The organism is Micromonospora echinaurantiaca (genome assembly GCF_900090235.1).
Classification (GTDB): Bacteria; Actinomycetota; Actinomycetes; order Mycobacteriales; family Micromonosporaceae; genus Micromonospora; species Micromonospora echinaurantiaca.
Genome location: NZ_LT607750.1, coordinates 5,090,973 through 5,103,031, shown reverse-complemented (window position 1 = coordinate 5,103,031; position 12,059 = coordinate 5,090,973). Strand labels below are relative to the sequence as shown.

The window sequence follows — 12,059 nt, the reverse complement described above, 5'->3', positions numbered from 1 at the left end:
GGGCCGGTACCGCGGAGGGGGTCCGTCCGATCCGGACGGTGTCGCTACCTCGTCCCGCCGACCGCGATCAGACCCAGCAGGTTCGCGCGCATCCGTCGCAGCGCGTCCACAGTGGTCGGCAGCTGGTCGGTCCGGGTGGTACCGACCCGGGCGACGACCACCGTCGCGTCCGTGGCCGTCACCAGGAACGTCGCCTCGGCGTCCGACAGCAGCGGCGGACCGTTGACGATCACGAAGACCTGACCCAGCCGGAACGACTGCATCAGGTCGGCGATCTTGTCGGGCTGGAACAGCCGCTCGGTCGGCCCCGACTCGTCCCGGCCGGCGGGGAGGAGATAGAGCGGGAATTCGGCACGCCACTGAACCGTCACGTCGTTGACGGACGCCTCACCCCGCAGGACGTTCGCCAGTCCGGTCTCGTTGGGCACGGCGAACAACTCGTGGATCTCGGGGTTCCGCAGGTTCCCGTCGATCAGCACCACCGTCTCGCCGGCACGGGCGAACGCCACCGCCAGGTTCCCGGCGGTGAGTGCGCCACCATCGTCGCCGGCGGAGCCGATGACCGTGACGCTGGTCAGCCGTTCGCCGACCGCCTGGACCCGCAGAGTCGCCCGCGTCTGCCGCAGTGCCTCCGCGCGGGCGGACCGCTCGTCGGGCGCCAGGAGGCGGGTCGCTCCGGGAGCGGCCTCGACCACCCCGACCAGGGTCAGGTCCGCGACCTCGGCGGCGTGGTCCGCGTCCCGCACGGTGCGCTCCCGGGCGTACGCGGTGACCGCCGTCACCGTGCCGACGATCAGCCCGCCGGCAACGGCGAGGCCGATGTTGACCACGGGTTGCGGCGACTCCGGCGCCGACGACGCGGTCGCCGGGCGGACGACGGAGACCTTGACCGGTGGGCTGTCGATCCCGGTCGGCTGCTCCAGCCGGCCGATGAAGCCGGGCATCTCCGCCCCGATCGCGTTGGCGATGTCCCGGGCCCGCCCGGGCTCCGGATCAAGGACCTCGATGTTCAAAATGGCGGTGCTCGCCTTGCCCGTGACGCTGACCCGGGACAGCAGCTCCTCCGACGAGTACGGCAGGCCCAGCCGCTCGATGACGGTGGTGGCGACCTCGGGACTGTCGGCGATCTCGGAATACGACCGGACCCGTTGCAGGATGTAGTTTCCGCCGGTGTCGAGTTGACGAATGTCCTTGGTGGGGAAGTTCGGCGAAAAGAAGAGTTGCACCTCCGCCTTGTACATCGGCGTCTGCAACAGGGTGGCCAGGCCGCCACCGGCCGTGCTGATCAGGAGGAGTGTGAGCACCATCCACCGGCGTGCGCGCAGGGCCTTGAAATAGTGCCGAGGCGTCAACTCGACCCACTGACGTACGGCCCGGCGGGAAATGTCGACGACGCCGCGAAGACCACTGCGGTCCCGTAGATCATCCGTTGGCCGACCGGGCGTCCTGGCTGGCAGCAGCTTGCCGGAAAGCCTCACTCTTGATCCTCATCTGCGTCGCTGGCCGCCTGGCAGGAGCCAACAGTCAACTCGTGCGCACGAGCCGCGGCGGCCGTCATCCTAGCAGTGCTCCAGCCGCCGCGAGTTTCGCTCATCCGGCCCGGGCGAGCGGGACTTTCGCCATTCCGCGCACCCCCTGCTGAGTGCCGTTTCGACGACCCGGGGAAATTGCCAGGCCGGCCGCCAGGATCAGGACGGCGGCGGCACACGGCCACAGGTAGAAGTCGAAGAAGAAGATTTGCGCCGCCATTGCCGCGACGAGCATCCGGGCAGCCAACGACCTGGATTTGACGAACAGCGCGACCAGTATGGCGACGAACGGCAGGAGCGCGATCAGGCCGAAGTCGTACCACAGCGTGAGGTAACTGTTGTCGAAGGTCTGGGCCAGGAAGTCGCCGATACCCACCTGCTGGAAGTACCGCACGTGCGCCTCCGGCCCCAACCCGAACAGCACGGTGTCGACGCGGTCCCACAGGCCCGACCACGCCACGTCGTAGCGGCTGTACCGCGCGGTGGCGGAGGACGAGCCGGTCACGTTGGACAGGCGGGAACGGAGGATGTCGACCGCGCCCCGCACCGGCCCCGGGCCGGCCAGCACCAGCACCCCGCCGGCGGCGACGAAGGCCGCGACCAGGCCGACACCCCGGCGGGTCACCTTCCGCTCCTGCGACAGGTACCAGACCAGCAGAGCCCCGGCCATGCCGATCCACGCGCTGCGCGAGCCGGACAGCAGCAGCCCCACCGCACCGGCGGCGAAGGGCACCTGCCACAGGCGGCCGCGCAGGGCGAGCGTGACGCACATCGACATCATGCAGTACGTGCCGTACACGATCGGGTGGCCGATCGTGCCCACCGACCGGCCGGCGCCCCCGGACGAGGTGAACGCGTTGCTCGTCGCCAGCGCGTCGAGGACCGGCCAGGTCCCGCTCGCGCGCTGGTAGACAGCGAGCAGCGCGATGGGCACACCCAACCAGGCGACGGCCGTGGCGACCCGCTTCACCAGCTCCGGGTCGCGCCGCGCCTCCTCCACCACGTGCCAGCCGATGACGGCGTAGCAGACGAACGGGATGAGGGACACGATCAAGGTCTTTGGCCCGTGCCAGTGCACCAGGCCGGCGACCACCCCCGTCACCGGCAGCACGAACCCGGCCATCCCGACGGACGCGAGCGGTCGGTCCGGGTCGAAGCGCTGGATGCGACCGAACAGGGCGATCGCGGTGGCGGCCAGCAGGACGACCCACACCGGTTCGGTGGGGTAACCCGGGTCTGCGGTGACCGGCACCAGCAGCAACACCGCGAACAGCGCGTACATCAGCCGGGACGGGGTCCAGAGGCCCCAGACGAGCAGGGCGGCCAGCCCCAGCACGGCGAGCAGGACGGGGTGCCAGCTCGCCAGCACGCCGACCGTGAGGGCGAGCACCGCCGGCAGACCGAGGGCCCGCACCGACGCCGTCATGCCCGTCCTGCCCGCACTTCTTCCAGGTACGAGACGAAGGCTCCCGCCGACGACGGTGCGTTGTTCAATTCGTTCGCCCGCAGCAGTGCGTCGTTCGCGAGCCGGTCGAACGCCCCGTCGCCGGCGGCGAGCGCCAGCAGGGTCCGCGCCAACGCCTCGGCGTCGGGCGCCACCAGCACCCCGCCGCCGCCGTCGAGGATCTCGGTCGTGGCGCCGGCCCGGTAGCCGATCACCGGCGTACCCGACATCAGCGACTCGACGGTCACCCGGCCGTACGCCTCGTTGCGGGAGAGCATCAGGGTCGCGTCCGCCCACGAGTACAGCGCGTGTGGATCGTCCGTCCACTCGGATGCCTCGACGAGGTGGCCGACCCCGTGCTCCTCGGCGAGCGCCTGGACGGCCCGCCGGGCGGCGCCGTCGCCCACGCCGGCCAGCTTCAGATGGAGCGGCCGCCCCGCCCGCAGGCACCGCCCGAGCGCCTCGATCGCGTCCGCCTGACCCTTCTCGGGCGTGTAGCGCCCGAGCAGGACGAGTCGTTCCAGCTTCCCGGGACCGGGCCGCCGGGCGGCCACCGGCGCCGCCTGTGGCGCCACCGACGGCGGAACCACCCGCAGTTTCGGTCCGGCGGCGGGGGCCGCGCTCAGCAGTTGCCCGGCGACGTACTTCGAGATCACGACGACGCCGTCGGGTAGGGAGGCGATGATCCGGGCGATCGTCCGTCGGGGCAGCGCCGACCGCAGGTTCGGGTTGCTCAGCAGGCTCTCCCTGATCGTCCAGACCTGGCGGACGCCCGCCATCCGGGCGGCGATCGCCCCGGCCGGGACGACCGCCGAGTTGGTCACCACCAGGTCGGGCCTGGCCCGCCGCAGGTGGCGCCAGTACCGGGGTACGGAGACCGCCGCCTGGGCCGATCGGACCAGCCCGACCACCGGCGTGTGCCGCTTTCCCATCCAGAGCCGCGTCGGCAGGACCACGACGTCCGCACCCACCCGGGCCAGCTCGGCCCGCAGCGGGCCGTCGTCCGGCAGCGAGACGGTGACGCGGTGACCACGGACCTCGACCGCCTCCCGCACCAGCGCGACCAGTGACCGTTCCGCGCCCATCAGCTCGGCGGAGTGACTCACGAACAGGATGTGCACGCTAGAACCTCTCGGTGGGGCCGTGGATGCCCCGTACGCCGTCCCAGTAGCCGGCCAGCACCGCCAGCGAGCTCCGTCTGCGCGCCCGGCCACCGGCGGCGATCCGGAACAGGGCGTTCGCCACGTTCTTGTAGTGGATCGGCTCACCGATCAGCAGCCGCCGCCACGGGTGGGGGTAGTGCTTCCACACGTACAGCACCTCGTTGCGGTGGTGGTAGTAGCGGGCCCGAGGACTGGACCCGCTGAGGCTGGCACCCCGCTGGTGCCACACCTCGGAAGCGCACACGAACCCGATCCGGCCGCCCGCGTCGGCGATCCGCCGGACGAGGTCGAACTCCTCCTTGTAGTGGAAGAACCGTTCATCGAACAGGCCGACCCCGGTGACCGAGGAGAGCCGCAGGAGCAGTGCCGCGCCGGTGACCATGTCCACCTCGTGCGCCGCCTGGTCGCAGCCGGCGCACCGGACCGGGCGGACCTTGCCGTTGGGCAGCATGGCGGCGACGACGTAGGGTTCGGCGTCCGGATCGTCCGGCGCCGCTGAGGTCGTCTGCAACGACGTCGACACGTCGAAGCGGTCAGCGTGCCGCAGCAGCGTCGCCAGCGCGTCCGGCCGGGGGACCGCGTCGGCGTTGAGCAGCCAGACCCGGTCGGCGCCGCGGGCCTCCGCCTCGCGGATGCCCGCGTTCATGCCGCCCGCGTAGCCCAGGTTGCGGTCCAGCCGGAGCAGGGTGAACGGCTCGGCCACCCGGTCGAGCTTGCCGATCGAGTCATCGCTCGAACCGTTGTCGACGACGATGACGTCCGGCACGTGGCTGCCGCCGAGAACGGCCCGGAGGCACCGGATGGTGTCGTCCGCGCAGTTCCAGTTGAGGATCACTGCGACGACTCTGTCAGACAACGTTGCCAACCTTAGGTTCGCTGGAATCCGCCTGGGGAGCTGCCGTGACCTGCGGCTCGGACCGCTTGCGCAGCACGACGGCGGTGACTGTGCTGTGCAGCGCGAACAGCCCGACGGAGATGACGGCGACACCGGCGGCGCCGAACTCGGGGGCGGTGAACGAATAGCCCACGACCGCGGCCAGGGCGGTGCCGGCCGCGATCACGGCGGTCGCGCGTTCGCCACCGAGGTTGACCAGCCGGGCGCTCAGGATCTTGCCGAAGGTCACCGCCACGCTGCGCGCGACCAGGATGAGGCCGAGCAGGAGCGCCGCCTCGTATCCGCTGGTCAGCACCCCGATCGCGGCCAACCCGACGAGGACCAGCAACCCCATTCCGACGGCGAGGTACAGCGCCCGCCGCAACACGCCCTGCAGCCGCTGGGCCGAGCCGTCCGCATGGTCCCCGAGGGTCCGCTGGGCCGCCACCACCGCGCCGGCCTGGGTGAACTCGATCGCCGCCACCGCCAGCGAGTACACGGCGAGCACGTCGGGCCCCTGATGACGGGCCAGCGCGAGCTGGTCGAAACGGTAGGTGAAGACCTGGGCGACCGCTCCCGCGTGGGTGAGGCCCAGCCGGGCGAGCCGCTCCTGCTCCGGCGCCGGCCGGCGAGCCATCCGGACCAGCGACAACCCGTGCTTCGTCCAGAGCGCGACCGCCATCAGCGCCTGGCACCCGAGCCAGGCGAGCAGCCACAACTCCGCGTCCTCGACGGCGGCGACGATCAGCACGAGATAGAGCGCCGGCGCGATGGCGGCGAACGCGGCGCGATACCGGTAGACGCTCAGGAACTGGCCCAGCGTGAGCCCGGCCGCGGCCGGAATGTTGCTCGCCGCGATGCACGCGGCGCCGACGGCGGCGATGCCCGGATTCGCCTCCTCCGAGTAACGCGCGAAGATCCACGCCAACGTCGCGGTCAGCGGCACCGTGCCGGTGTAGATCGCCAGACTGCGGCGACCGGCCGTCTCGTCCAGCCACTGCCGGCCCTGGGCGAGCAGGAACGTCTCCAACGACAACCCGCCGACGGCGACGCCGATGGTGGCGCTGGTCGTCGTCGCCACCAGCAGACCGCGCTCGGCCGGTGGCAGCGCGACGCTGAGCAGGATGGCGACGCCGGACATCGCCAGGGCGGAGAGGTACATCATGGTGGCGCTGCCGGCGGCCTGCCGGACCGAACCACGCAACGACAGGGTCATGCCCGCAACCCCGCGACCGTTCCCCGGACCACCGCGCTCGCCGCCCCCGGGCCGGCCACCAGCAGCGCCTTCCCCGCGTAGAGCAGCCGGGCGACGGCCGCCAGGGGCAGCCGGCGGCCGTAGTGCCTGCGGAAGAAGATCATGCAGCTCCGGCTGGCGTGGAAGTAGGTGATCAGCGACTTGGCCTTCATGTCCCTGCTCGCGCCCGTCGCGCCGCCGCCAGCGTGCTCGACCTCGAGGCCGGAGACGACGGTGACCGGGATGCCGAGGCGCGCGCACCGCACGGCGAGGTCGGCCTCCTCGTAGAAGAGGAAGAAGTCCTCGCTGAAGCCGTTCAGCTTCTCGAACGCCAGTCGGGTGATGAGGAGCGAGTGGCCCGCGACGTACGTCAGCCGGCGTGACCCCGGGGTGTCGGCCGACGGCTGCCCGCTCTGCCCCGTCCAGAGGTCGAGCGCGCCCAGGTCCGGGCGGGTCAACCCGGCGGCGTCGGTGCTCGTCGTCGCGCCGATCGCGAAGTCCCCGGCGCGGCACACCTCCAGCGCCGCGGAGAGGTCGCCGCCGGTGATCCGGGTGTCCGGGTTGAGCACCCAGATCACGTCGGCGCCCTGCTCCAGGAGCCAGCGCGCGCCGATGTTGTTCCCCGCGGCGTACCCGACGTTGCCGTGACCGTGGATCACCCGGGCCGACAGCCCGTGGCCCCGCGCGACCTCGGCGATCGGTTCGAGCCGCTGGCCCTGGGCGCTGTTGTCGACGATCGCGATCGTCACCCGCGGGCCCTGCGGGCTGGTGTGGGCCGCGATCGACCGGACGAGCTCCGCCGTGTCGTCGGCGCTCAGGTAGTTGACGATGGCGATACCGACGGTGCTCATCGGGCCGTCACCCCGGCGACCCTACGCGACGGCATCGGTCACCCAGGCCGAGAACTTCGCGGCGAACGTGGCCGCGGAGAAGGTGGCGGCGTTGGCCCTGATCCGGTCCGTGTGCAGTTCGCCCAGGCGGGCGGTCAGCGCGGCGAACCGGTCGGGGGTGGTGGAGTCGATGAGGAAGCCGGTCTCGCCGTCGACCACCGTCTCCAGCAACCCGCCCCGGTTGATGCCGATGACCGGGGTGCCGCACGCCTGCGCCTCCACCGGGATGATGCCGAAGTCCTCGTGCACGGGGAACAGCAGGGCGCGCGCCCCCCAGTAGAGCTGGCGCAGGCGCTCCATGCTCGGCATGACCTCGACGGTGACCGGGACGCGGACGCGTTCGGCGAGCCGCCGCAGGTTGGCCTCCTCGGGCCCGGAGCCCGCGATGACCACCGGCAGGCCGGCGGCCTCGGCGATCTCGATGATCAGGTCGAACCGCTTGTACGGAATCCACCGGCCGACGCCGAGCAGGTAGTCCCGGGGCTGGGCCTGGTCCGCGGCGGGCGCGGACGAGAAGTAGTCCACGTCCACCGGCGGGTTGACCACGACGGCGTCCCGTCGCCAGTAGTGGCGGATCCGGGCCTGTACCTCGCGGGAGTTCGCCGCGTAGCTGTGCACGTGCCGGCTGAACCGTACGTCGACGGCCTGGAGCGCGCGTCGGGGGAGGGCGAGCAGCGGGCTGGAGCCGCGGCCGTCGAAGGCCGGACTCCAGATGTACCGGGCCGGAGCGTGGACGTAGCTCAGGTGCCGGGTCGTCTCCGGCGGTCCCAGCTTCACCGTGTGGGCGAAGGCGTGGCTGGACGAGATGACCACGTCGAAGCGCTGCCGGGTGAGGGTCCGCCAGGTCATCGGCATGAGCGGCAGCGCCGCCGCCTTGCTGTGCCGCAGCGGGGTCCGGGCCAGCCACGACTCCCGCAACTGCGGCTCCTCGACGCCCGAGTCCTTCCAGAGCACGAACCGCTCCGCGTGCGGTACGAGGTCGGCGATGTGCCGGAAGACCTTCTCGGAGCCCCCGGTGACGCCGAACCATTCGTGGACGAGTGCCACCGACGAGTCGGCGAGAGCGGGGAGCCCGCCCTGCTGCCCGACCGGCGGGGTCTGCCCGGCGGTGGTGCTCACCGGGCCCCGCCGCCCTGCGGCTGCCGAGCCGGCACCTGCCCGGTCCTGGGCGCGACGACCTCGCTTGTCACCTTGAACTCCCTAACGTTTGACCTGGTCGGCGAGAAGACGGACGGGGACCCGGTGGGCTCAGCGACCGCCACCACGGAAGATCTCCGCCACGGTCCGCAGCACCACCTTGGTGTCCAGCCACAGCGACCAGTTCTCGATGTAGTAGTTGTCGAACCGCGCCCGGTCGGAGATGGGCGTGTCGCCGCGCAGGCCACTGACCTGGGCGAGCCCGGTGAGCCCGACGGGCACCCGGTGGCGCATCGCGTAGTCGGGGTACTCGGCGGAGAACTTCTCGACGAAGTACGGCCGTTCCGGTCGCGGGCCGACCACGCTCATCTCCCCCCGCAGGATGTTCCAGAGCTGGGGGAGTTCGTCCAGCGACGTACGGCGCATGAACCGCCCGATCGGCCCGACCCGCCGGTCGTGCGCGATGGACCAGTTCGTCTGCGACTCGTGCTCGTCGACCGGGCGCATCGACCGGAACTTGATCACCTGGAACGGCTTGCCGTACCGGCCGATCCGCTCCTGGCGGAAGAAGATGCCGCGACCGCCGTCGAGGAAGGTGGCGATCGCGCAGAGCAGCAGCAGCGGGCTCAGCACGATCAGCGCGACCAGCGCGAAGAGCACGTCGGAGGCCCGCTTGACGGCCCATCGCGGGCCGGACAGCGAGGTGTCACCGATCTTGACGATCGGAATCGCGCCGATGTGGTCGGGGTATCCGCCCTGGGTGCGCGAACCCCACAGGCGCGGCACGGCCCAGAGGTCGCAGCGCGAGCTGGCCGGCTGGAGCAGCGTCTCCATCAGGACCGGCTCCGGGCACTCCGGGTCGGCGATGACCAGGACGTCGCACTCCAGCAGCCGGACGAGCTGTTCGAGTTCGCCCAGGGTGCCGATCAGCGGCAGGGCCCCCGCGCCCTGCCGGGACGCCACGTCGACACAGCCGACGAAGCGGAGGCCGTACTGCGGGTAGCGGCGCAGCAGCCGGGCCAGCTCCGCGCCGACCGGGCCGTTGCCGATGACGATCGCGTTGTGCTCCACCCACCGGCGCTTGCGCAGGACGTTGGTGAGCGTCCGGCTGAACGCGCGGCCGACGATCACCAGCCCGGCGGAGAGCGCTACACCGCGCATGAAGCCACCGACGTACGACACCGAGGAGTGCCGCTCGGCGGCGATGATGGCCACCACCGCGGCGGAGGCCAGCAGCCGCCCGCCGAGGATCGGCAACTCGTCCAGGATGCTGAGGTGGCGGCGCGCCCGGTAGAGCCCGCCGGTGGCGAAGATGGCCACCGTCAGCACCGCGTTGGCCAGCGTGCCCCGCCAGTAGGCCTGGCTCATCAGCAGCGGAGTGAGCAGCGCGACGACGTCGATGGGGGCCGTCATCATCCAGGCCCGCAGCCAGCGCGTACGCGTCGAGGCCCGGGAGCCGGCGTACGGCAGCACCGCCGTCGTGTCGAGACCGGCCCGCGTGGTGGCGCGGGCCGCCGGGCCGCTCGCCCGGTCGGCCGGGGCCGCGTTCTCCTCGTCGCCGGCCGCGGTGTGCCGCGGCGGCTCCACCACCTGCTGTGTCGCTCCGCCCAAATGGGACGCCGGCGCAGCCGGACGACTAATCGCCGGTTGGCTTGACATGGTCGATCCTCCCCCGTGACAGCCCTCGGGGCGTACGCGACGACCAGTGGGCGAGGGAAGGATACGACCAGGTCAGCCGCAACGCTATCGCCGGCCTGACAATTCGGGGTCCTACTTCCCGGCAGCCTGGATCTCGGGGACCGCGTCGCGGCGCACCGCGTCGAACAGGCGCTTGGCCCGGCCGGTGTCCGCGAAGACGACGCTCTCGCTGCCCACCCGGCCGGTGCCCTTGACCGGGCAGGTGTAGAACCCGAGGTTGCCGCTGCGCAGGTGCCGGAGCTCCATCGCCAGGTCCAGGATGGACATCGACTTGTCCACCGCCACCGCGTTCGCGGTGGCCTTCATGAACGAGTTCAGCTTGCCCGGGTTGGCCAGCACGCCGCCGGAGGCCGCCTTGTCCAGGATCGCCTTGATCACCTGCTGCTGGTGACGGATCCGCGCGAAGTCGCCGTCGGGAAAGGCGTGCCGCTCGCGCGCGTAGTCGAGCGCGGCGGCCCCGTCCATGGTCTGCCGCCCCTGGGGGAACGTCCGGGTGCCGTTGAGCGAGTACCGCGTGGTGAAGCCCTTCTCCACGTCGATCTCGACGCCGCCGAGCGCGTCGACGATCTCCTTGAAGCCGGCGAAATCCACCATCGCCACGTGGTCCACGCGGACGCCGGTGAACTTCTCCACCGCCTGCACCATCAACGGAACGCCACCCCAGGCGTACGCAGCGTTGATCTTGGCGTCCCGGCCGCCGTGCTGCCCGTCCTTCGACTTCGGCACGTGCACCCAGGTGTCCCGCGGGATCGAGATGAGCTGCGCGCTCGACCGGTCCTTGGGCAGGTGGGCCACGATGATGGTGTCGCTGCGGGAGCCCGAACTGTTCTCCGGGTCGCGGGAGTCACTGCCCAGGATCATGATGTTCATGGCGCCCTTCGCCACGACCTCCGGGCGGGACGCCTCGGGCACGTCGTCGAAGGCGTCGACGCGCTCGATGTCGGAGTTGATCGACCGGAAGTACAGGCCACCGGCGATCAGGCCGCCGCCGCCGAGCAAGGCCACCACGAGCAGCGTGATCAGTGCGACCTTGCGCCACCGGCGCCGCCGCGGCCGCGGCTGCTCGGTCGGTTCCGAAGCTGACTGCTCGTCGAAGAACCGGGTCTCGGGCTCCGCGTACTCCTGGCGATGGCGCATGGCGCGATGCTACTGATTCCGGTTCCGGCTCGCGTACCCACCGTTCGTGCCGATGAGCCCGCCCCGTGAATGAAAACTTTCACACCCACCGTTTCCCTCGGGCTGGTACAACGCTCCGGTGGACGCAACGAAGCTCCGACGGGCCATCGCCCGCACCCCGCTCGCCCCGGTGGCCGCCTTCCCCAAGCGGCTGGCCCGGGTCGCCCGCCACGACGCCAAGGTGCTGCGCACCTCGGCGCGCTGGCTGCTCACGTCGCGCGAACATCACAACTACACCTACGACCTGACCAAGCTGAGCCGGCACCACCTCGCCTGGTTCGTCAGCGTGGTCTGCGACATCCCGGTCAAGCAGGTCCGCGCGTACCTCGACGAGATCGAGTCCGACGACACCCTGCGCCAGCACATCCAGCAGGCCACCGCCGGCGCCGCCCGCCGCGGGCTCGCCGACAAGCAGGTCCGCTACGCCCGCCGGATCGGCTGGTACGCCATCGTCCGGGCCAGCCGCCCGACGCACGTGGTGGAGACGGGTGTCGACAAGGGACTCGGCAGTTGCGTGCTCGCCGCCGCGCTGCTGCGCAACGCCGCCGAGGGGCACACCGGCCGGGTCACCTCGCTGGACATCAACCCCGAGGCCGGCTATCTGGCCCGCACCGCCCCCTGGGCCGAAGTGGTCGACCTGGTGATCGGCGACTCGATCGCCTCCATCGCCGCGCTGGACCGGCCGGTGGACCTCTTCCTGCACGACAGCGACCACAGCCGCGCCCACGAGCGGCGCGAGTTCGAGGCCGTGGAGAGCAAACTGGCCCCGAACGCGCTGCTGCTCACCGACAACGTCACCGCCACCAACGTCCTCGCCGAGCACGCCGAACGCACCGGCCGCCGGTTCCTCGCCTACCGGGAGACCCCGGCCAACCACTGGTACCCGGGAGACGGCATCGGCGTGGCATGGTGAT

The 12,059-nt window shown here is 71.4% G+C and carries 10 protein-coding genes; 1 reads left to right on the top strand and 9 read right to left on the bottom strand.

The window, feature by feature from the left end:
* Positions 1-44: 44 nt before the first annotated feature.
* From GA0070609_RS22965 to GA0070609_RS22920, 9 genes are all read right to left on the bottom strand, one after another.
* Positions 45-1,478, bottom strand: coding sequence for a polysaccharide biosynthesis tyrosine autokinase (locus tag GA0070609_RS22965; RefSeq protein WP_269459259.1), 1,434 nt, complete (start codon positions 1,476-1,478; stop codon positions 45-47).
* Between the two features lie 112 nt (positions 1,479-1,590).
* The gene (locus GA0070609_RS22960) at positions 1,591-2,955 is read right to left on the bottom strand and encodes an O-antigen ligase family protein (RefSeq protein WP_088995692.1); all 1,365 of its coding nucleotides are present in this window, start codon (positions 2,953-2,955) and stop codon (positions 1,591-1,593) included.
* Positions 2,952-4,094 carry a glycosyltransferase family 4 protein gene (locus tag GA0070609_RS22955; RefSeq protein WP_088995691.1) on the bottom strand — a complete coding sequence of 381 codons (1,143 nt, stop codon included), beginning with the start codon at positions 4,092-4,094 and terminating at the stop codon, positions 2,952-2,954. Before GA0070609_RS22955 ends, GA0070609_RS22960 begins: the two co-directional genes overlap by 4 nt.
* 1 nt (position 4,095) lies before the next feature.
* Positions 4,096-4,992 (bottom strand): glycosyltransferase family 2 protein, encoded by an 897-nt coding sequence (locus GA0070609_RS22950; RefSeq protein WP_157748277.1) that lies wholly within the window; start codon positions 4,990-4,992, stop codon positions 4,096-4,098.
* A complete protein-coding gene (locus GA0070609_RS33390; RefSeq protein WP_157748276.1) occupies positions 4,985-6,226 on the bottom strand; it encodes a lipopolysaccharide biosynthesis protein in 1,242 nt (413 codons plus the stop codon). Before GA0070609_RS33390 ends, GA0070609_RS22950 begins: the two co-directional genes overlap by 8 nt.
* Positions 6,223-7,095 (bottom strand): glycosyltransferase family 2 protein, encoded by an 873-nt coding sequence (locus tag GA0070609_RS22935; protein ID WP_088995687.1) that lies wholly within the window; start codon positions 7,093-7,095, stop codon positions 6,223-6,225. The genes GA0070609_RS33390 and GA0070609_RS22935 overlap by 4 nt, the downstream gene beginning before the upstream one ends.
* 21 nt (positions 7,096-7,116) lie before the next feature.
* Positions 7,117-8,253 (bottom strand): glycosyltransferase, encoded by a 1,137-nt coding sequence (locus GA0070609_RS22930; RefSeq protein WP_088995686.1) that lies wholly within the window; start codon positions 8,251-8,253, stop codon positions 7,117-7,119.
* Between the two features lie 129 nt (positions 8,254-8,382).
* A complete protein-coding gene (locus tag GA0070609_RS22925; RefSeq protein ID WP_172899545.1) occupies positions 8,383-9,687 on the bottom strand; it encodes a sugar transferase in 1,305 nt (434 codons plus the stop codon).
* Between the two features lie 354 nt (positions 9,688-10,041).
* Complete coding sequence (locus GA0070609_RS22920; protein WP_088995684.1) at positions 10,042-11,106, bottom strand: LCP family protein; 1,065 nt, start codon at positions 11,104-11,106, stop codon at positions 10,042-10,044.
* Positions 11,107-11,224: 118 nt separating this feature from the next.
* On the opposite strand from GA0070609_RS22920, the gene GA0070609_RS22915 reads away from it, so the two are divergent.
* Positions 11,225-12,058 carry a class I SAM-dependent methyltransferase gene (locus GA0070609_RS22915; RefSeq protein WP_088995683.1) on the top strand — a complete coding sequence of 278 codons (834 nt, stop codon included), beginning with the start codon at positions 11,225-11,227 and terminating at the stop codon, positions 12,056-12,058.
* The last annotated feature ends 1 nt before the right edge of the window (position 12,059 follow it).